Source organism: Devosia sp. P1_H9, from assembly GCF_056405135.1.
On the sequence record NZ_JBFUCQ010000019.1, the window covers coordinates 22,187 to 41,785 of the forward strand.

19 protein-coding genes are annotated in these 19,599 nt (G+C 65.1%); 3 read left to right on the forward strand and 16 right to left on the reverse strand.

Features of this window, described 5'->3' with window-relative positions:
* Positions 1-68: 68 nt before the first annotated feature.
* From AC1DYL_RS22415 to AC1DYL_RS22430, 4 genes are all read right to left on the reverse strand, one after another.
* Positions 69-479 carry a protein tyrosine phosphatase family protein gene (locus AC1DYL_RS22415; RefSeq protein WP_477158774.1) on the reverse strand — a complete coding sequence of 137 codons (411 nt, stop codon included), beginning with the start codon at positions 477-479 and terminating at the stop codon, positions 69-71.
* 134 nt (positions 480-613) lie between these two features.
* Complete coding sequence (locus AC1DYL_RS22420; RefSeq protein ID WP_477174846.1) at positions 614-1,063, reverse strand: GNAT family N-acetyltransferase; 450 nt, start codon at positions 1,061-1,063, stop codon at positions 614-616.
* 19 nt (positions 1,064-1,082) lie between these two features.
* A complete protein-coding gene (locus tag AC1DYL_RS22425; protein ID WP_477174847.1) occupies positions 1,083-2,591 on the reverse strand; it encodes a putative bifunctional diguanylate cyclase/phosphodiesterase in 1,509 nt (502 codons plus the stop codon).
* A gap of 224 nt (positions 2,592-2,815) precedes the next feature.
* Entirely contained in the window at positions 2,816-3,886 is a 1,071-nt protein-coding gene (locus tag AC1DYL_RS22430; protein ID WP_477174848.1) for a glycine betaine ABC transporter substrate-binding protein, read from the reverse strand.
* Between the two features lie 226 nt (positions 3,887-4,112).
* Here AC1DYL_RS22430 and AC1DYL_RS22435 point away from each other — a divergent pair, with 226 nt between their 5' ends.
* The 3 genes from AC1DYL_RS22435 (at position 4,113) to AC1DYL_RS22445 (ending at position 7,077) form a co-directional block, all read left to right on the forward strand.
* Complete coding sequence (locus AC1DYL_RS22435; RefSeq protein WP_477174849.1) at positions 4,113-5,321, forward strand: ABC transporter substrate-binding protein; 1,209 nt, start codon at positions 4,113-4,115, stop codon at positions 5,319-5,321.
* A gap of 138 nt (positions 5,322-5,459) precedes the next feature.
* Positions 5,460-6,398: an SDR family oxidoreductase gene (locus AC1DYL_RS22440; RefSeq protein WP_477174850.1), complete on the forward strand. Its 939-nt coding sequence runs from the start codon at positions 5,460-5,462 to the stop codon at positions 6,396-6,398.
* 31 nt (positions 6,399-6,429) lie between these two features.
* Positions 6,430-7,077, forward strand: coding sequence for a TetR/AcrR family transcriptional regulator (locus tag AC1DYL_RS22445; RefSeq protein ID WP_477174851.1), 648 nt, complete (start codon positions 6,430-6,432; stop codon positions 7,075-7,077).
* On the opposite strand, the gene AC1DYL_RS22450 is transcribed toward AC1DYL_RS22445, so the two are convergent.
* The 12 genes from AC1DYL_RS22450 to AC1DYL_RS22505 form a co-directional block, all read right to left on the reverse strand.
* On the reverse strand, positions 7,074-7,730 hold the full coding sequence (locus AC1DYL_RS22450; RefSeq protein ID WP_477174862.1) for an RES family NAD+ phosphorylase: 657 nt from the start codon (positions 7,728-7,730) through the stop codon (positions 7,074-7,076). The genes AC1DYL_RS22445 and AC1DYL_RS22450 overlap by 4 nt on opposite strands.
* The gene (locus AC1DYL_RS22455) at positions 7,727-8,269 is read right to left on the reverse strand and encodes an MbcA/ParS/Xre antitoxin family protein (protein ID WP_477174852.1); all 543 of its coding nucleotides are present in this window, start codon (positions 8,267-8,269) and stop codon (positions 7,727-7,729) included. Before AC1DYL_RS22455 ends, AC1DYL_RS22450 begins: the two co-directional genes overlap by 4 nt.
* 71 nt (positions 8,270-8,340) lie before the next feature.
* A complete protein-coding gene (locus AC1DYL_RS22460; protein ID WP_477174853.1) occupies positions 8,341-9,633 on the reverse strand; it encodes a branched-chain amino acid ABC transporter permease in 1,293 nt (430 codons plus the stop codon).
* Positions 9,630-10,631, reverse strand: coding sequence for a branched-chain amino acid ABC transporter permease (locus tag AC1DYL_RS22465; protein WP_477174854.1), 1,002 nt, complete (start codon positions 10,629-10,631; stop codon positions 9,630-9,632). The genes AC1DYL_RS22460 and AC1DYL_RS22465 overlap by 4 nt, the downstream gene beginning before the upstream one ends.
* A gap of 7 nt (positions 10,632-10,638) precedes the next feature.
* On the reverse strand, positions 10,639-11,343 hold the full coding sequence (locus AC1DYL_RS22470) for an ABC transporter ATP-binding protein (RefSeq protein WP_477174855.1): 705 nt from the start codon (positions 11,341-11,343) through the stop codon (positions 10,639-10,641).
* The gene (locus AC1DYL_RS22475; RefSeq protein ID WP_477174856.1) at positions 11,343-12,125 is read right to left on the reverse strand and encodes an ABC transporter ATP-binding protein; all 783 of its coding nucleotides are present in this window, start codon (positions 12,123-12,125) and stop codon (positions 11,343-11,345) included. Before AC1DYL_RS22475 ends, AC1DYL_RS22470 begins: the two co-directional genes overlap by 1 nt.
* A gap of 146 nt (positions 12,126-12,271) precedes the next feature.
* Positions 12,272-12,634, reverse strand: coding sequence for a methylglyoxal synthase (locus AC1DYL_RS22480; protein WP_477174857.1), 363 nt, complete (start codon positions 12,632-12,634; stop codon positions 12,272-12,274).
* A 41-nt stretch (positions 12,635-12,675) separates the two neighbouring features.
* Positions 12,676-13,023, reverse strand: a complete 348-nt coding sequence (locus tag AC1DYL_RS22485; protein ID WP_477174858.1) for a DUF1801 domain-containing protein — start codon at positions 13,021-13,023, stop codon at positions 12,676-12,678.
* A gap of 1 nt (position 13,024) precedes the next feature.
* Positions 13,025-13,324: an antibiotic biosynthesis monooxygenase family protein gene (locus AC1DYL_RS22490; RefSeq protein ID WP_477148030.1), complete on the reverse strand. Its 300-nt coding sequence runs from the start codon at positions 13,322-13,324 to the stop codon at positions 13,025-13,027.
* A gap of 84 nt (positions 13,325-13,408) precedes the next feature.
* Positions 13,409-15,832, reverse strand: a complete 2,424-nt coding sequence (locus AC1DYL_RS22495; RefSeq protein ID WP_477174859.1) for a methyl-accepting chemotaxis protein — start codon at positions 15,830-15,832, stop codon at positions 13,409-13,411.
* Between the two features lie 162 nt (positions 15,833-15,994).
* Positions 15,995-18,901 carry a methyl-accepting chemotaxis protein gene (locus AC1DYL_RS22500; protein ID WP_477174860.1) on the reverse strand — a complete coding sequence of 969 codons (2,907 nt, stop codon included), beginning with the start codon at positions 18,899-18,901 and terminating at the stop codon, positions 15,995-15,997.
* Positions 18,902-18,945: 44 nt separating this feature from the next.
* Positions 18,946-19,599: methyl-accepting chemotaxis protein (locus AC1DYL_RS22505; RefSeq protein WP_477174861.1), on the reverse strand; the 654-nt coding region annotated here is incomplete at its 5' end.

Genomic DNA, 19,599 nt, shown 5'->3' on the forward strand with positions numbered 1-19,599 from the left:
GAGGGGGCGAGGCACGCTAGTGCCGGCAAGGGTAGTCTCAGGGCACTGGCCCCGAAGGGCCGCCGCCCCTATTTCTGGCTCAGATGTCCCGCGAGGTGGGACATGTCGTAACCCGCATTTGCCGCCGCCGAGATGATCTCGGAAGCAGGCGCCTTGCCGGCCTGGCTCAACGCCCACAGGGTCGTCGAACGCGTGCCGGAACGGCAATAGCAGAACACGGGACCGGTGCTCCCCTCGAGCACCTGTTTGGTCTCCTCGATCATCTGGGAACTGACCCCCTCACGACCGAGCGGAATGTAATGATAGGCGAGGCCGGCGTCGTGCGCCGCTTGCTCGATCGTCGCGCTGGTAGCCTGGTCTGGGGATTCCCCGTCCGGCCGGTTATTGATGATGGCGACGAAACCCTGGGCCTTGATAGCCGCAACATCCTCGGGGTTGATCTGCGGGGACACGCTCACGTGGTCGTTGATCCGCTTCACGTCCAAATCACATACTCCGATAGATATGCCAGGGTCTTCCCGGAAGCCTTTATAGACATCGCTGCATCCGAGAGGCAAGGCGCGCCATCGCCCGCCCTAAGTCTCATGACTTTGGGTTAGGCGCTCCAAGGCTCCTAGAGAGTCTTGCTCATGTAAACGGCGGTGCCGCCCATGAATTCCTCGACGTGATCGGTGACGAAGCCGAGCCGCTTGTAGAGCGTCAGATTGGCCTCGAATGCCCCGTTGGTCAGCAGCCGCAACTGCGGCAAGCCCGCCTCGATGGCTCGCTGCTCGATATGCGCGAACAGCAGTTGCCCGATCCCCTGCCCCTGCGCCTCGGGCGCCACGGCGACGTTCTCGATCCAGATGTGATCGTCGTGGGCGAGCGTCTCGATCAGGCCGCGGATCTCGGCGCCTTCGACAGCCAGGTCGAACCGGTGCTTGGTCAGCGCCCGCTCGTAATCCGCCCGCATCGGCATCGGCTCGCGACCGATCAGCGGCACCCACTTGGCATAGGCGGCTCGGACGATGCTGCGGATGCTCTCCGCCTCCCGCTGCTGGGCGGGCCGTATCTCGATGGTCATTGCTTGCTCCAGCCGCGGCTCAGGCGGCCGAAGCCAACCGCGGCGCCAAGGCTTGTAGCGGTTCCGGTCGCGCCAGTAGATAGCCCTGCAGCGCCGTGACGCCGGCCCGCTGCAGGAACTCCAGTTGTTCTGCGGTCTCGACGCCTTCGGCGATCACTTCGACCTTCAGCGAGCGGGCGATCTTGGCGACCGCCGAAACGATCAGCCCGTCGATCCGGCTTCCCGGCAGGTTCATCACATAGGAGCGATCGATCTTGATGATGTCGAACGGGAAGCCGCGCAGATACTCGAGGCTCGCGAAGCCGGTGCCGAAATCGTCGATCGCGACGCGCACGCCCAGCGCCCGCAGCGTCTCGATATTGCGCAGTTCCACTGTGCCGGCCTGTAACGGCAGCGACTCGGTGATCTCGATGACGATCTGGCTGCCTCTGATCCCGCTCTCTGCGAGGATGACCGTGAAGCGCTCAGCGAAGTCGCCGCGTCGCAGCTGCACGACCGAGACGTTGATCCCGACATTGGGTGTGCCCAGGCGCCTGAGATCGGCACAGGCGCGGCGCAGCACCCAGTCGCCCAGCTTGTCGATCAGGTCGGATTGCTCGGCGATGCCAATAAAATCGCACGGTGGCACCTGCCCACGCACCGGATGCTGCCAGCGCACCAGCGCTTCGTAGGTGAGCCGGGTCACACCGTCGGCAGCGAAAATCGGCTGGTAGTGCAGCTCGAGTTCATTGAGCAGGATGGCTGCTCGCAGGTCCCGCTCGACGAAACGCTTGTGCCGCTCGTCGGCCATCAGCTCCGCCTCGAACGTCACCGTCGTCGCCCGTCCCTGCTTCTTGCCCTTGTAGAGCGCCAGGTCGGCCTTCGAGATCAGTTCATCCGCCTCGGCCGCATCCTGGGGCCATAGCGCCACGCCGATGGTGGCGGACAGCCGGATCGGCCGGCCTTCCATGCTGGTCGGTTGTCCGAGCGTCGCAAGAATCTGGTCGCCCAACCGCACCAGCGCGGGCTTGCTGTCTTGTCCCACGAGGACAATGCCGAACTCGTCGCCGCCCAGGCGCCCGATCAACGCGTCCGGCATCAGCGCCTTCAGCGTCTTGACCAGGTGCACCAATGCCGCGTCGCCGGCGCCATGGCCATGCGAGTCGTTGAGCACCTTGAGGTTATCCATGTCGATCTGCATGTAGGCGACGGGTCGGTCGCCACCATGCAGGCTCTCCTTCAGCGCGCTGAAGAAATACGATCGGGTGTGCGCCCCGGTCAGCGCATCGCGATAGGCGAGGTCGAGGAGCTGGCGCTGTTCATCGGCGGCGGCCTCCAACTCCTGCTTCAGCCGTACATAACCCCAGCGCAACAGCAGCAGGAGGCTGGCCCCCGCCAGCACCCGCACCACCACCATCTCTATGGCCCGCGGGTCGGTGAAATAGCCCAGCAGCGCGATCAGTCCGGTCACCAGCACGAGCGCTGCCACCCCGGTGAAGACCATGCGGTAGGTGCCGATGACGTGGTGCAATGAGGCTTGACGTTGCAACGGTTAGCCTCCTGGCTTCCGGCCGGCACGATCCGCCGCGCTGGCCAGACCGCAACCTCGCCCAATAGTCTTTCAGAAGCCCTAACGGCCACCATTACGACAATGAATACAAGCTACTAGGAGCCATCAGCCATGCCACGCCGCAAGCGACGCTAGGACCGGTTCGTGACACTCGCGTAACAGCAGCGCCACGGGCCACCAACGTGGCTAACGAAGTCCTAGCGTTATTGCGGCGCCGCTTCCGGTGGCTTCTCGGCCGCGGGCAATCCCACCCAGGGGCGCCAGATTTCGCCGCGCTCGGCGACAAACCGATCGGCCACGCTTTCGACCGTGGCGCCGGCCTCGCCCAGTTCCAGCAGCAGCTTGTTCATCTCGTCGAACGGCATCCGCGCCCGACCGAAATAGCCCGCCACCTGCGGCGCATCGAGATAGACCCACTCGGCCAGCGCTACCACCACCGGATCGGGCGCGAACCCGGTTGGGGTCGGTGTAGCGCAGGCGGTGCGTCCCATGCAGAGGAACGCGTCGCGATCGTAGGGGGCGAGCGTCACTGGCTTGAAGCCGAACTGCGCCAGCACCGCGTTGGGCTGCCAGTAGTAGAACAAGATCGGCTCTTTGCGCCCCACCGCCTCGGCGATGAGCGTATCGAGCTCGAAGCGGTTGGCCGGCTCGACGATGTCGAAGCTCTGGTCGAGCCCGTAAGCCTTCAGCATGTTGCGGTTCACCACCGCGCAGCCCCAGTCGACCGGGCAGGAGATGAACTTGCCGCGCCCATTGCCGTCGCCGAAATCGGCGGCGTGCGCCTTGAGTCCATCCACGGTCGTCACCTCCGGCCACTGCGCCGCAGCGTAATCCGGCACGAACCAGCCCTCGAACACCGCATCGGCATAGGGCGCGCCGGCCTGCCGCACCTTCTGGCCCTTCATCGCAGCATTCCAGATGTCGGCGATCCGCCCGATCCACAGCTCCGGCGCGACTGCCGGCTGGCCGGTCGCGCCCATCGATGAGCCGGTGGCGGCAAGATCGCCGTCCTGCACCGCGACGTTGCAGAGAAAGTTGGCGGTCAGCAGCCGCGAATGGATCTCGGCCAGCAGAGCCGCCGATGGCCAGCCCATGCGCGCAATAGCCACCTGCTGGGTGCCGCAGGGCGGCGGCGGCGGCGCTTCGCCGATCGCCGGGTCTGCAGCAGCGCCCTCCGCCGGGGTCTCCAGCGTCTGGACCGACTCCTGTGCCACAGCGCTGCCGAGGAGCAGCGCGACGACGAGAACTGTGAGGCAACGAACGAGCTTTGTCATCGGACCGGAGCGAGGGCGGATTTGCTGGTCGAACTTATAGGGCCGGAAGCGGCGAAGACAAATGCCCTAAGGCTTTTACCGTCTGATCAAAAGCGGATGACTCGCCTTCGCAATTTATGCAATATCGCCCGCAGCGGGGCACGGGTCGTGCCCCCATTGATTGTTGCTTCGACGGAGACGGCCGGTAACAACGCCGCACGGCGGAGCGACTGTACAGAGGGACATCATGAACAAATTTAGCATCCTTGGCCTCGCCGTTGCCGCGACCGTGCTCGGTCTCGCAGTTCCGGCGCTCGCCGAAGACGTCAAGCTCGGCATTCTCGGTGATCTGACCGGGCCGATCGAAAGCCTGGCGCCGCCGATCGTTGCCGGCGCCCAGTTGGCCTTCGACGAGGTGAACGCCCAGGGCGGCATTCTCGGCGGCGGCAAGGTCGTCTCCGTCACCGGTGACTCTGCTTGCGATCCGTCGGTCGCCGGTCCGGCCGCCGACAAGCTCGTCAACACCGACCAGGTGACCGCCATCGTTGGTGCCTTCTGCACCGGCGCCACCATCGGCGCTGCCACCGCTGCCGGTATCCCGGGCGGTGTCGTGCAGATCTCGCCGTCGGCTTCGGCTCCCGCGCTGACCACGCTCGAAGACAACGACCTCGTCTTCCGCACCACCCCGTCGGATGCGTTCCAGGGCGTGAAGCTGGCTGACCTGCTGATCTCCAAGGGGATCAAGGACGTTGCCGTCACCTACGTGAACAACGACTACGGCAAGGGCCTCGCCGACGTGTTCGTCGCCCAGTTCACCGCCAATGGCGGCACTGTGTCGGCCAACGTCGCGCATGAAGACGGCAAGGCCGACTATCGCGCCGAGCTCGGCCAGCTGTCCTCGGGCGGCTCGCAGAACCTCGTGATCCTCGCCTACGCTTCGGGCTCGGGCAAGACCGTGCTGCAGCAGGCCATCGAAGGCGGCGAGTTCACCGCGTTCGTCGGCGGCGACGGCATGATCGGCGACGACCTGGTAGCTGGCCTAGATCCGGCTGCCGTCAACGGCAAGATCATCGCTACCCGCGCCGGCGCCTACACCGGTGCCTCGGCCGACGCCTACAAGAAGCTGGCGACCGAAGCCGGCCAGGACCCGGCGGCGACCTATGCGCCGCAGGCCTATGACGCCGCGTTCCTCCTCGCCCTCGCGGTCGAGAAGAACGGTTCGGCCAAGCGCGAAGGCCTCTCGGCCGCTCTGCGTGAGATCGCTTCGGCTCCCGGCGAGAAGATCCTGCCCGGCGAGTGGGCCAAGGCTCTCGAGCTGATCAAGGCCGGCACCGACATCGACTATGACGGCGCCGGCGGCCCTGCCGACTTCGACAAGGCCGGCGATGTCGACGGCATCATCGTCGAAGTCGCCGTGCAGGACGGCAAGTTCGTCGAAATCGGCCCGGTGAAGTAAGCACCACGCCCGGAGGCGTCGGCCTCCGATAGTTCGAAGGCCCGGGAGCGATCCCGGGCCTTTTCTTTAGCCGGCATCTTGAAAGCAGACCGACGGTCTCTTAATTACAGACCATCGTTCTCTTATTGAGGTGCAGCCATGGGCTGGTCGACCAAGGACATTCCAGATCAATCGGGCAAGCTTGCCCTCATCACCGGCGCCACCGGCGGGCTCGGTTACGAAAGCGCGCTGGCTTTGGCCCGTGCCGGCGCCGACGTGGTGCTCACCGGCCGCAATACCGAGAAGGGTGCCACGGCCCTCGCCCGCATTCGCGCCGAGGTGCCGCACGCCAATATCTCGTACGAAAGCCTCGACCTCTCGGCCCTCGCCAATGTCGCCGCCTTCGCCGAGCGCTTCGCTGCCGTGCACGACCACCTCGATATCCTCGTCAACAATGCCGGCGTCATGGCCCTGCCCGAGCGGCAAGTGACCGCCGACAGCTTCGAGCAGCAGTTCGGCACCAACTACCTGTCGCATTTCGCGCTCACCGCCCGACTTTTACCGCAACTTGCCCGTGCGAAAGCACCAACTTCTGTTCAGCTCTCCTCCGGCTACGCCAATGCCGGCCACATCGATTTCAACGACCTGCAGGGCGCAAAACTCTACAAGCCCTACAAAGCCTACGCCCAATCCAAGCTCGCCATGCTGATGTTTGCGCTGGAATTACAACGCCGTAGCGACCGCTCCGGCTGGAACCTCAAGTCCACCGCCGCCCACCCCGGCTACGCCCGCACCGACCTCATCCCCAACGGCCCCGGCACATCAGGCCTGACCGGTATCGCAATCCGCCTCCTCTCCCCACTGATGAGCCAGACCCCGGCCGAAGGCGCCCTGCCCCAGCTGTTCGCCGCGACCTCGCCCAACGCCGTGCCCGGCGGCTACTACAGCCCCAGCCGTCGCTTCGAGCTGGTCGGTCCGCCCAAGGATGGCCGCATCCCGGCCCAGGCCAAGAATGAAGCCGTCGCTTCGCGCCTCTGGGCCGTATCCGAGCAGTTGACCGGCGTGCGCTTCCCGGTCCTCGCCGCCGTCGCCGCTTGACAGCAACAGCGGAGCGCCGCACCACATCCGTATGACCACCACGACCTTCCAGCGGGCCCGCAAGCCCGAGGAAATCCAGGCCCGCCGCGAAACGCTTCTCGCGGCGGCAGCGGAACTGTTCGACGCGGAAGGCCCCCTCGGCGCCGGCCTCAACGCCATTGCCGCCCGCGCCGGCTTCACCAAGTCGAACGTCTACCGCTACTTCGAAAGCCGCGAAGAGGTGCTGCTGAACCTGTTCCTCGATGAGATGAACCAACTCGTGCCGGCCCTCGCGGCCGCCGTCGCCGCAACGCCCGAGAATGATCTCGATGCCCTGGCTCAGGCAGTAGCGACGGAGTTCGCGTCCCGCCCGCGGCTCGGGCAACTCACCTCGATCCTCTCGAGCACGCTCGAAGCCAATGTCTCGGAAGACACCATCATCGTGGTGAAGCGCACCATGGGCGGCATGGCCGGCGAGATCGCTGCGGCGCTGCGGACTCGGCTCCCGCACGCGTCGGCCGAGGATGCGTTCTGGGCCGTTACCATGATCGGCGCACTGGTTGCCGGCATGTGGCCGGGCGCGCACCCGGCGCCGGCGGCGGAGCGCGTGCTGTCGCAACCCGAATTTGCCCCGCACCGCCCCAACATCGAGCGCGACCTGCCGAGGGCCGTTCGGGCCCTCCTCGCCAGCATCGCCTAGCCGCCGAGCCGCTTCGCCTCGATACGTCGCTCGCCGACACTGACGCTGACCCGGAAATGCTCGGCTTGCGCCACGTCGAGCACCTTGCTCGGCCGGTAGGCGCAAACATTGCTGCCGCCGCGGTGGCGGACACTGTCGTAGAGCACGCCGTCCTCCCCGGACGACCGCAGGCCCTCGCCGAACGCCTGCCCGGCGGCATAGCTGTCGGATGCGTGCAGTTCCGGCTCGCTCCCGCGGATATCGCGATAGCTACCGTCGAGCCGGGCCGAATAGCTGCGAAAGTCCCGCTGCATCCCCTCGAGCCCGCGCGCCAGCGTCTCGCGTCGGAGGTGGTGCCCCACTTCGGCGATAGCGGTCGTCACCGATGCCGCAGCGTACCACGCCCCGAGGTCCGGTCCGTTGAACCGCCCGCCACTCGGTGCCGCATGCAGGAACGCTGCCATGACGACGCTGGAATTGGCCCGGCCGAACACCCACTCGTCCTGAGGCAGCCGCGCCAACCGCTGCTTCACCAGCCGGTCATTGGTCCAGCCGGCCAGTTCCATCACCGCCTCGGCATCCGCAGTGGTAGCGACGGTGTCGAACAGGCCGATCGGCGGGAACCGCGACGGGATCAGCCGGTAGCTCGGCTGTGGGGCGGGCGACTGCATCAGCGGATGACGATGTCGCTGTCTTCGTACGGGGTGAAGGCCGCATCGAGTGCGTTGGGCGGCATGTAGAGCCCCCCGCGCGCCGCATCAAGGAAACGCCGCACCGCCATCAGCCCATCCTGCGTGCCCGACGTGACCAGCGCCAGCGGCGGCTGCCCGCCGAACAGCGGCGCCATGTGCGGCCCCTTCAACCAGCGCACCCCATCTGCGTCATCAGCAAAAAGCACGCCCAGCGCCTGATGGATGCCGAACACCGCCGAAATGCGCAGCAGCGCATCGAGGTCGAGCGTGAAGGGGTGCTGTTCGCGGGCCAGCTTGGCCCAATGGTGATAGGTCGAGCGCGACGGGTAGCCGAGCACCAGCCGCCGCTGCTCCTCGTTGAGTCCCCATTGCTCGGCAATGGCGAGGAAGGTGCGGAGCGCCGGGCCGCTCAGGCGACGCCGGTTGGTTGCCGAGAACTGGCCGAGATCGATGACGTTCTCACCAGCCGAGCTGGCTGGCTCAAAACCAGCCTGAGGCTTTTCACGGAAGCCGAACTGCATGATGCGCTCCTTGTCCAGATCAAGACATAGTCTAAATCCAGACAACATGCAATAGCGCGTCCAGATTTGGACTAGACTTCGCGCTTTACCACTTCGGGGATCAGGCCACGCGGCGCGTAGCGCAGGGCGATGGTGATCACGACGCCAAGCACGAACACGCGCATCTGGCTGGCCCGCGACTGGATCTCGGGGATGGCGCCCCAGCCCATATCGGTCGACCAGTTCGAGATGCCGTTGAACAGCCACTGCGACACCGGATCGGAGATCATCCAAGTGATATAGATGAGCAGCGCCCCGAACACCGCACCCCAGTTGTTGCCCGCGCCGCCCACGATCACCATCACCCAGATCAGGAACGTGTGATTGATCGGCTGGTAAGAGCCTGGATCGTAGATCTGTTGGAAGCTCACCAGCATCGCGCCACCGATGCCCATCAGCACCGAGCCGAGCACGAAGATCTCGAGCTGCCGGCGGGTGACGTTCTTGCCCATCGAGGCCGCGGCGATGTGGTTGTCGCGGATCGCTCGCATCATCCGGCCCCACGGCCCGCCATAGGCGCGCTGGATGAGGAAGAACGCCACGGCGAGTATGGCGATGACCAGCGCCAGGAAGCCCAGGCGCGCATAGATGAACGAGTCCGAGATCGACACGCCCTGCGCCTGCAGGTCCTGCGGGATCGGCGTCGGCCACGGAATCGGCGATACAGTCAGCGTGCCGCGGGTCAGCCAATCCATGTTCTTGAGCAGCGCCCGGATGATCTCCGAGATGCCGATGGTGGCGATCGCGAGATAGTCGGTCCTGAGCCCGAGGCAGATCTTGCCGACGACATAGGCGACGCCAGCAGCAAGAATGCCGCCGAACAGCCAGCCGAGCACCGGATGGAGCCCAAGTCCACCCACCCAGCCGCCATGCGCCTTGTCCTCGATATAGGCGGCCGCGGGGTCGATCTGGCTGCGATAGACGCAATAGGCGACAATCCACGCGAGGACGATCAGCGCAGTCTTCCAGCGCCCGCGGATGCCGAAGCGGTCGGCATGCCGCGCGCCCCAGACCAAGAGGAACCCGGCGAGGAACGCCATCAACGCCTTGCCCAGCATCAGCGGCCCGTCGGAGCCCCAGAACTGCGCGTTGATGGGATAGGAGATGAAGGTGACGGCCGCGCCACCCAGCATCAGCATGCCCATGATGCCGAAGTTGAACAGCCCGCCATAGCCCCACTGGATGTTGAGCCCCAGCGCGATCAGCGCATAGGCGAAGCTCTGCACCAGGAGCAGCGAGATGTTGGCAGCGCCGAGGAACCAGCCGATCAGCGTGAAGAGCACGAACAGGCCGGCAAACATCATGAGAGAGCGACGGGCGATCATGTCGAGGCTCCCTTGAAGATACCGGTCGGGCGCCAGAGCAGCACCACCACGAGGATGACGAACGCCACGGTGAGTTTGTACTCAGTCGGCACGATCGCCAGCGTCGCGGGAATCTCGAAGGGAATGATCCCGGAAATCGGCCGCAGCAGCACCGACCAGTTGAAGATCGCCATCGTCTCGGCGAAACCGATGAGGAAGCCGCCGGCGATGGCACCGTAGGATTGCCCGAGCCCACCGACGATCGCCGCTGCGAAGATCGGCAGGACGATGTTGAACGCCAGGTCCGGCTTCAGGTTCACGTCGAGCGCCAGCATGGTACCGGCCATCGCCGCGAGCGAGCCGGCGATGATCCAGGTCACCCGCACCACCAGCTTGGTGTTGATGCCAGAGACCTGCGCCAGGTCCGCATTGTCGGCCATGGCGCGCATCGCCTTGCCGAGCCGCGAGCGGGTGAGGAACAGGTGCAGCGCAATCACCGCAGCCGCCGTGCAGAGGATCATCAGCAACTGCGGCTGGGTGAAGTTGATCGTCCGGGTCACGCCCTCGAGCGGCACCGGGATGCGGATCAACTGCTTCTGCTCGGTCTCGAAGAACGAATAGGTGCCCGAGCCGAAAAACAGCCGGATCACGCCCTGGATGATCAGTGTCACGCCGATCGAGGCGATCAGCATGGTCACCGGCCGCGCGCCGCGCTTGCGCAGCGGGGCGTAAAAGCTCTTGTCGAGCCCCAGCGCGATGACTGCAGCAAGGATCATTGCGATCGGCAGTACCAGAAATCCAGTGGGGACGATCGGCGTGGTGATGCCTAGCGCGGTCGCCGCCATGGCGAGCAGGAAGGCGATGAACGCCCCCATGGTCATCATGTCGCCATGGGCGAAATGCGCGAAGCGGAGGATGCCGAAGATCAGCGTCACGCCGATGGCGCCGACAGCATAGATCGAACCCAGCACCACGCCGGCGACGATGACGTTGTTGAAGAAGAAGATCAGTTCGTTCATTTGCCCCTCAGCCCCCCAAGAAGCTCTTGGCGACTTCGGGATCGGCGATCAGTTCGGCGCCCGTGCCGGTGAAACGGTTCTTGCCGGTCGCGAGCACAAACCCGCGTGACGCGAAGGCCAACGCCTGCCGTGCGTTCTGCTCGACCATCAGGATAGCGACGCCCGCCTTGTTGACCTTGACGATCTGCTCGAAGATCTCGAGCACGTAGCGCGGCGAGAGGCCCGCCGACGGCTCGTCGAGCAGCAAGAGTTTCGGTTGGCTCATCAGCGCACGGCCCATCGCCACCATTTGGCGCTGCCCGCCCGACAGCTCACCGGCCGGCTGCCGACGCTTCTCGCGCAGCACCGGGAACATGTCGTAGACCCATTCCATCGTCGGCTTGAAATCGTCGGTCCGGGTGAACGCCCCCATTTCGAGGTTCTCTTCCACCGTCATCGAAGTGAAAACGTTCTTTTCCTGCGGCACGAAGCTCAGCCCCTTCGGCACCAGCCGGTCCGGAAGCGAGTTCTGGATTTCCTCGCCGTGAAAGAGGATCGAGCCCTCGTTGAGCTTCAGGAGTCCGAAGATCGCCTTCAGCGTCGTCGATTTGCCCGCACCGTTCGGCCCGACGATAACCCCGATGTCGGATTGCTCGATTGCGATGTTGACGCCATTGAGGATCGGCGCGCCGCCGTACCCGCCGACGACGTCCTTGATGTCGAGAAGTGCCATTACGCGGCCCCCACCGGAGAGCCGAAATAGGCCTCGATAATCTCTGGGTTAGCGCGGATCTCGCTCATCGGACCCTCGGCGATCTTCTCGCCCTGCGCCATGACGATGACGGGATCGCAGAGCCGCCCGATCAGGTCCATGTCGTGCTCGATGACGAAGAAGGTGTAGCCGAGCTCCTGGTTCATCCGTTCGATATTGGCGGCGAGATCCTGCAGCAGTGTGCGGTTGACGCCGGCCGCGACTTCGTCGAGCAGCACCACCTTGGCGTCGACCATCATTGTGCGGCCGAGTTCCAGCAGCTTCTTCTGCCCGCCCGAAAGGTTCCCCGCGAGCTCGTACTTCACGTGCCCGAGCTTGAGGAAATCGATGACGTCCAGCGCCTTCTGCCGGACATGATGCTCGCTGGCTTTCACCGCGCCGGGCATCAGCCAAGTGGTGACGAGGTTCTCGCCGGCCTGCTTCGAGGGCACCATCATCAAGTTCTCGAGCGCCGTCATGTTGGAGAATTCATGCGCGATCTGGAAGGTGCGCAGCATGCCGCGATGAAACAGCTGGTGCGGCTTCAACCCGGTAACATCCTGGCCATCAAAGATAATCCTGCCGCTGTTGGGCACGATATTGCCGGCCACGAGATTGAACAGCGTCGATTTGCCGGCGCCGTTCGGGCCGATCAGCCCGGTAATCGAGCCACGCTCGACCCGTAGCGAACAATCGTTGACTGCGCGCAAGCCGCCAAAGCGCTTGCTGACGTTCTGCACGTCGATGACTGCGTCGAAGGACACCCCGCCCCCGTCCTGATGAATAGTTCTTATTCGCGGCTTATGCCGGTTTTGCGGTCATCTGCGCATATGCACAAACACCGGTCAACCAACACCGCGCTTCGATTGGGGGCGGCTTCTATAGCTTTGCACGGGCTTTGACCAGATGGTCAAAGCGCGGCGAGTACCGCGTCGGCGGTCTTGTGGTTCGGCGCGAACAGAATGTTGTACAGAGTCGCCAGCCGGGTCAGTGACTTGATGTCCACGTCGTGCGGCATGGCGGTCAGCGGATCCTGGAAGAAGACCAGCGCATCGAGCCGACCCTCGGCGATCATCGCACCCAGTTGCGCGTCGCCGCCGAGCGGCCCGCTCAGCAGCCGCGTAACCGCCAGGCCAGTGCCATCAGTGACACGGCCACCGGTCGTGCCGGTTCCCCAGAGCTCGTGCAGCGCGAGCTTGTCCCGATTGAGCTTGGCCCAGGCGACCAGTTCGTCCTTCTTGTCGTCGTGCGCCACGAGGCCGATGCGCGCCATGCGGGATATCTCCTAGAGGGTCTCCCGGTTTTCTGCACGGCTCACCCCTTGAGCGCAATGGCCTCGGCCAAGAGGATGGCGATCTCGTCTTCGGGGATCTTGGCACCCGGCTCGAACCGGATGTAGCGCACCTGCTTGCCGTCGCCCTCGAGCAGCGAGGAGCTCAGCAATCTTCCATGCTCGAACACCAGCGACACGTGATCCTCCATCGGAAAGATCGCGCACACGAACCCCGCCTTCGGGTGCCGATAGTTCACCGAACCCCAGCCGAGCCGCGCCTTGGCATCGAGATCCGGGCGCACCGACAGCAGCGTCAATGCGAGGTTCTGCGCCAGGTCCGCGATCGGCTGCGGGAAGGACCGGACGATTTGTAGAAGATCGGCGACCATTTCAGTCGACCGAGAGTCGGATATTGCCATGGCTCATCTCGAGGCCCATGGGATCGATCATGGTCATGGCCTCGCTCTGGGCCATCTCTTCCATCATTTTGCCGCTCGCCGCCAGTGCCGCTTCGTGCGTCTGCCAGAACACGATGTCGACGAAGCTGCCGTCGTCGCGCTCGGCGAGGTGGCGCGACACGAACCCCGGCTGCCGCTTCAGCCAGTCGCTGACCGCGGCGTTGGCATCGACGAATTGCTGGCCGGTGCCGCGGGCGAGCCGAAAGGTGACGAGTTCGAGTGTCTGGGGCATGAAGAAAACCCTCTCCGTAGTGACGACGGAGAGGGTTTCGCATGAGTCACCTGACGCCGAGTGTCAGGGTTATTTTCAAGCCGGTCAGAATTCCGCCCAGTCCTTGTCGATCGCGGTGTTGCCGTGGCTCAAGTACGAACTCGCGGCCTTCTTGACCCGCTCCTGCAGGCCCTTGATGCCACGGGAAGGCGAGGCAACCTGGACCACCTTGGTCTGCGACGCACCGGAAATGGTGAAGATGTCGACGATCCGGTCGAGTTCGTTCACCTGCCCATCGGTCTGCTCGATCGCCGCGTTGGTCTCCTCGACCAGCGCTGCGTTGTGCTGCGTCATCTCGTCGAGTTGGCGCACTGCGGTGTTCACCTCTTCGATCGCCGAGGCCTGCTCGCGACTGTCGCGGGCGATGCCGTCCATCAGCGCGTTACTCGAACGCGCCGCTTCCAGCATCGCGGCGAGACGAGCTGCTGCGTCCGCAACCAGCTTCGAGCCGGCTTTCACTTCGCTGCCCGACTGCTCGATCAGTGCCTTCACTTCGCTCGACGCGCTGGCGGCCGACTGCGCAAGGCGACGCACTTCCACGGCAACCACCGCGAAGCCTTTGCCGGCATCGCCGGCCCGTGCCGCTTCCACCGAAGCGTTGAGCGCCAGGAGGTTCGTCTGGAAGGCGATGTCGTCGATCAACCCGATGATGTTGGAGATCTTCGCCGACGACTGGGTGATCCGCTCCATGGCCGAGTTCGCATCGCCCATGACCTGGCCGCCCTCTTCGGCGGTGCGGGTGACGGTGCTCGCCACTTCGCTCGCCTCGCGGGCCCGTTCCGCGTTCTGCAGCACGGTGGTCGAGAGCTGCTCCATCGCCGCCGAGGTTTCCTCGATCGTCGCCGCCTGCTTGGTGGTGCGTTCGGAGAGGTCGTTGGCACCCGAGAGGATTTCGCCGGTCGCCGTCTTCAGCGAACGCGAGGTCTCCTTGAGCTGACCGACAATGCTGCTCAGCTTGTCGCCCACCGCATTGGTGTCGTCACGCAGCCGAGCGAAGGCGCCTTCGTACTGGCCCTCCATGCGCTTGGTGAGATTGGTGTCAGCCAGCGCCGCCAGAACCTCGCCCGTCTCGCCGAGGCCGCGATCGACTGTCGCGACCAGGTTGTTGATGCTCCCGGCAATGGCGTTGAGTTCGGCATCCGGGAACTCCGTCTCGACACGCTGCGAGAAGTCGCCGGCAACTGCCGCGTCCACCACCTGCCCGAACGCCTTCGGCAGTTCGGCCATCATCGCGGTGCGCGCCTGCTGGTCGCGGATGATCCGCGCCGCATCCGCCTCGGTCATTTCGGCGACCTTGAGACCATTCTCGCGGAACACCTCGACGGCTTTCGCCATGTCACCGATCTCGTCCCGACGGTCGCCGTATGGCACTTCGACCTGGTAGTCGCCGTCGGCGATCTTGCGCATCACGCCGGTCATCCTGTTCACCGGCCGGGCGATCGACGTGCCGAGCCAGGCGAAGGCCACGAGGCCAAGCACGAGGATTATTGCGCCGCCGATCAGCAGGCTGAGCAGTTGCGCCTCGGAATCGGCGAGCAACGTCGACTGCGGCACGGCGACGATCACGGTCCATGACTGATCGGTACCGGGAAGGTTGACCTTCTGTGCCGTCATCTTCCAGGTTTGCCCCGCAGCCTCACCGGTCGAGCTGAACGTCTCGGCGCTCTGCATCGCGGTGGTCGCTTCAAGCGCCCACGGCTCGGTAACTTCGGTGCCCACGATTTTGGGATCCGGGTTCACCACCCATACGTTCTTCTGGTTGATCACGCCCATGAAACCGGTGCCCATCGGCACGGTCCCACCGATCAGCGTCGCCAGCGCGTTGCCGTTGAACGACACGCCGGTCATGCCTACGGCCTTGCCGGCAGCGTCACGGATGATGTCGGTGAAGGTGGTGTAGAGCACGCCGTCATAGTTGTCGGGTCCGGCGATCTCGGCCTTACCCGCCTTCAGCGGATTGGTGAACCACGTGTCGTAGCCACCGCCGGCCTGTTCCAGCGACTGGAACGCCGGCTTGCCGTCGGCGCCACGCGCCGCATAGACGCCGACATGCCGGTCCTTGTAGGCGAAAGCCGAACCCGCGAACGCCGGCGCACTCGCCAGCTGCGATTCCGGCGCGAACATCATGTAGACCCCGAGTGCATTCTCGAGCGTCTCGAGCTGCTTGGTCACCACAGCACCGTAGATGTCGGGCGAGGTCGCTGGGTTGGCGAGCAATGCGCTGGCGGTTTGTGCAGTGGAGTTCGCCGCCGTGGCGTACTCACTGAGGAACGCATTGATCTTCTGTGCTTCCGTCACTGCCAGGCCACCGACGACTTCGTCGGCCTGCGCCAGGTCCTGCGCACGATTGCTGGAGACGACGTAGTAGAGCGCTGAGCCGATTGCCACGGTGAAGATTGCGGCAGCGGCGAGAATGATTGAGCCCCGAAGCTTGAGCGTCGGCAGCTTGAAAATGGTTTTGGCCGGCATGGAGAGTCGTTGTCCTTCTGGAGTGTCGACAGCTGGAAATGCGTTCTGCGTCTCTGGACGATCACAGCATGGCAGCGTTAACATCCGGTCAAACAGACCGACCCGGCGGCTAGACTTTGGTCGGAAAAACGGCGGCCGGACGGGTGGCCCGGCCGACCCTGATCAGGCAGCTCGGCGGCCTGGTGCAGCGTCGTCGATGGTGAAGATCTCGGCGATACCGTCGACCTCGCCGGCCTGCGCCTCGGTCTGCTCGATCGCCGCGTTGATTTCCTCGACCAGCGCCGCGTTGTGCTGCGTCATCTCGTCGAGCTGCCGCACCGCTGCGTTGACCTCGTCGATCGATCCAGCCTGCTGCCGGCTGTCCTCAGCAATCGCCGCCATCAGCGTATTGGAGCGCCGCGCGGCCGCCAGCATGGTTTCGAGCTTGTCCGCCGCCTCCGCAACGAGCTTGGTCCCGCCCTTGACCTCGGCGCCGCTCTGCTCGATGAGCACTTTCACCTCGGACGAAGCCTGCGCCGCCGACTGCGCCAGCCGGCGCACTTCGACCGCTACCACGGCAAAGCCCTTGCCGGCCTCACCGGCACGCGCCGCTTCGACCGAAGCGTTCAGTGCCAAGAGGTTCGTCTGGAAGGCGATGTCGTCGATCATGCCGATGATGTTGGAGATCTTGGCCGACGACTGGGTGATCCGCTCCATCGCTACGTTGGCCTGCTGCATCACCGAGCCTCCGGCTTCGGCCGTGCGGCTCACCTCTTCGGCGACATGCCGCGCATCCTCGGCCTTTTCGGCATTGGCCCGCACAGTGTCGGCGAGCAGCGTCATCGCCGCGCTGGTTTCCTCGATCGTTGCCGCCTGCCGCGTCGTCCGTTCGGAAAGGTCGTTGGCACCCGAGAGGATTTCGCCGGTCGCCGTCTTCAGCGACCGCGAGGTATGCTTCAGCGTCATCACGATGGCGCTCAGCTTCTCGGCCACCTCATTGGCATCGTCGCGCAACTGCCCGAGCGCACCCTCGTAGCCGCCCTCGATGCGGTGCGTCAGGTCGGTATCGGCCAATGCGGCCAGCGCCGCACCCGTGTCGCCAATGATCCGCTCCACCGTCCCCACCAGCGTGTTGACGCTGCCCGCCAGGCGATTGAGCTCGTCATCGGCGAACTGCGTTTCCACCCGCCGCGAGAAATCGCCCGCGGTCGCTGCGTCGACCACCTCGCCGAAACTCTGCTGCAGCGACTGCATCATTTCGGTCCGCTCGGCCCGCCGCTGCGCCAGCGCCAGCCGCTCGTCCTCGGTCATCTCCTGAACCTTCAGTGCATTGGCGCGGAACACTTCGACGTTGCGCGCCATCTCGCCGATTTCGTTCCGGAGGCCGATGTAGGGAATCTGGCTTTCGAGGTCACCTTCGGCCAACAGCTGCATGTGTTTCGAGAGCCGCGGCACTGGCCGCATCATCCGCGACACCGCGAACACCGACAGCGCCCCCATCACCAGTACCGCCACCGCGCCCACCAGCCCGAGCAGCTTCAGGCCATCAGTCGCCACCGCGTCGATCTCTGCCTTCGGAATGCCGACATAGACCAGCCCGATCACCTCGTTGTTGAGGTTCAGGATCGGCCGATAGATTGCATAATAGGGCGTCCCCAGCACGTTCGCTTCGCCCTGATAGGTGCCGCCTGCCACCACCACGGGGTAGGCCGCGCCCTCGCGCGCCAGCGGCGTCTCGAGGATGCGCTCGCCCTTGTCGTCGAGGATGGTGGTCGACTTGCGGATGAAGTCCTCGCTCTCGGGATCGAACACGAACAGCGTCGCGGTGTCGCCCGTCACCCGCCCGATCGTGTCGATCAGATCGTGGTTGCGGAACTTCGGCATCGCCTTTGCCTCGATCTTTTCGAGCTGACCGTCCTCGCTCCAGAAGATGTCGGAGTTCGGCAGGTTCACCTCGAGGATCGCCGCCGCGATCCGCAAGTCCGCTGCTAGCCGCTGGTCGGCCGTATCCCGCGTGTTGGCCGCGAGCATCGTCCACACCGCGAACAGCACTGCCGCGATGGCAGCTGTCACCGCGAGAAACACTGTTGCCGAAATTGCCGTGGTGAGCTTCAGCCCGCCTTTGGCGTGCGCAGAGGTCGTGGCCATTCTAGCCCCCATGTCGCCGGGGCTTTCGTGCCCGGCTGCTCCGCTCTTCCCCGCCGCAAACGATAGGGAAGGTTCCTTAATCGCAGGTTGACCGATCCGACCCAGCCCCAGATAGGCAGCGGCGCCGAGGAGCAATGCGAATACCGCGCTCGCCGCACCAATCCAGGTCAGGCTCGAGCTGGACGCCGAGATCCGCTGGTCGAGCACCTGCTGCATCGCCGCCTGCGACACGTGGCCTAGCGCCAGTGCTGCGTCCTGGAATGTGTCATGTGCAGTATCGAGACCGGCCCAGTCGAACGCCAGGCGCGCCTTGACGTCGGGGATCACCGCGATGCCGGCCGCTACTCGGTCAGCCAGCGCCGTTGCCGCTGCCGCATAGGCCTTGCCCTCGGGCGTCGCACCGGCGTTCGCAGTGGCGGCGCGGAACTCGGCCAGCACTTCCTCGAGCCGCTTGATCTCTGCCGGCAACACCGCAATGGCATAGCGCGTCGCATTCATCAGCGCCGGCGACAACGGTGCGGCATTGGCCGCCTGCGGCACCTGCGTCAGTTGCGTCGCCGCCCCATCGGGTTCTGCCAGCAGTCCGGAACTCTCGTGGATGCGTGCCACCAGCATCGCTGCGGCGTTGCGTGCCGCCGCCGGATGCGCCCCGGACGCCAGTTCTGCTTTCAGCTCGTCATAGGCTTGAGACAGCGCGCCCGTGCCAAACGTCGCGTCGCCGGTGCGGGCCGCCTCGGCCAGTGCCGGGTTCCCCGCCCGGGCGGCGCCATCGCGCGCGAGACTCACCAGCTCCGGCAAGACCAGGCCGGCATAGTGCATCCCCGCGGCTTCCCGTTGCGCCGCAGCGGCCTCGCGGCTTACCTGCGCCCCGAGATAGGCCGCGCCGGCAAGGGGCAACGCCCCGATTACAGTGGCGGCGATGATCCGGTGCAACTTGCGCATGGTCGTCCTTTCTGGACTTGTCGCGGGGCCTTCTGGCGTGTTGGTCAGAACTCGGACCAGTCCTTGTCGACGGCGGCGTTGCCGTGGCTGAGATAGGACTTTGCCGCCGAGCGCACCTTGTCCTGCAGGGCGCGGATGCCCTTGGGCGCTTCGGTCGCGCGGACCGGCGCGCTCGCATCGCCGGTGCGGAATACCTCGACGATCCGGTCGAGCTCGGTCGCCTGTGCTTCGGTCTGCTCGATCGCAGCATTGGTCTCTTCGACCAGCGCCGCGTTGTGCTGGGTCATCTCGTCCATGGTGCGGACCGCCGCGTTGACCTCTTCGATCGCCGAAGCCTGCTCCTGGCTGGCCCGCGCGATCGAGTCCATCAACTCGTTCGACGACCGCGCTGCGACAAGCATCGCCTCGAGCTTGGCAGCGGCTTCCGCGACCAGCTTCGAGCCGCCCTTCACCTCGCTGCCCGATTGCTCGATCAGCGCCTTGACCTCATTCGACGCACCGGCTGCCGACTGCGCCAGCCGCCGCACTTCCACCGCCACCACAGCAAACCCCTTGCCGGCATCGCCGGCACGAGCCGCTTCCACCGAGGCGTTGAGCGCCAGCAGGTTGGTCTGGAAGGCGATGTCGTCGATCATGCCGATGATGTTCGAGATCTTGCCCGACGAGTTGGTGATCCGTTCCATCGCCTCGGTCGCCTG

Excerpts from the sequence above, each read along its gene's own strand:
- AC1DYL_RS22420 (WP_477174846.1), bottom strand. The coding sequence starts at position 1,063 with ATGACCATCGAGATACGGCCCGCCCAGCAGCGGGAGGCGGAGAGCATC.
- AC1DYL_RS22430 (WP_477174848.1), bottom strand. The coding sequence starts at position 3,886 with ATGACAAAGCTCGTTCGTTGCCTCACAGTTCTCGTCGTCGCGCTGCTC.
- AC1DYL_RS22435 (WP_477174849.1), top strand. The coding sequence starts at position 4,113 with ATGAACAAATTTAGCATCCTTGGCCTCGCCGTTGCCGCGACCGTGCTC.
- AC1DYL_RS22440 (WP_477174850.1), top strand. The coding sequence starts at position 5,460 with ATGGGCTGGTCGACCAAGGACATTCCAGATCAATCGGGCAAGCTTGCC.
- AC1DYL_RS22445 (WP_477174851.1), top strand. The coding sequence starts at position 6,430 with ATGACCACCACGACCTTCCAGCGGGCCCGCAAGCCCGAGGAAATCCAG.
- AC1DYL_RS22455 (WP_477174852.1), bottom strand. The coding sequence starts at position 8,269 with ATGCAGTTCGGCTTCCGTGAAAAGCCTCAGGCTGGTTTTGAGCCAGCC.
- AC1DYL_RS22460 (WP_477174853.1), bottom strand. The coding sequence starts at position 9,633 with ATGATCGCCCGTCGCTCTCTCATGATGTTTGCCGGCCTGTTCGTGCTC.
- AC1DYL_RS22465 (WP_477174854.1), bottom strand. The coding sequence starts at position 10,631 with ATGAACGAACTGATCTTCTTCTTCAACAACGTCATCGTCGCCGGCGTG.
- AC1DYL_RS22470 (WP_477174855.1), bottom strand. The coding sequence starts at position 11,343 with ATGGCACTTCTCGACATCAAGGACGTCGTCGGCGGGTACGGCGGCGCG.
- AC1DYL_RS22480 (WP_477174857.1), bottom strand. The coding sequence starts at position 12,634 with ATGGCGCGCATCGGCCTCGTGGCGCACGACGACAAGAAGGACGAACTG.
- AC1DYL_RS22485 (WP_477174858.1), bottom strand. The coding sequence starts at position 13,023 with ATGGTCGCCGATCTTCTACAAATCGTCCGGTCCTTCCCGCAGCCGATC.
- AC1DYL_RS22490 (WP_477148030.1), bottom strand. The coding sequence starts at position 13,324 with ATGCCCCAGACACTCGAACTCGTCACCTTTCGGCTCGCCCGCGGCACC.
- AC1DYL_RS22495 (WP_477174859.1), bottom strand. The coding sequence starts at position 15,832 with ATGCCGGCCAAAACCATTTTCAAGCTGCCGACGCTCAAGCTTCGGGGC.
- AC1DYL_RS22500 (WP_477174860.1), bottom strand. The coding sequence starts at position 18,901 with ATGCGCAAGTTGCACCGGATCATCGCCGCCACTGTAATCGGGGCGTTG.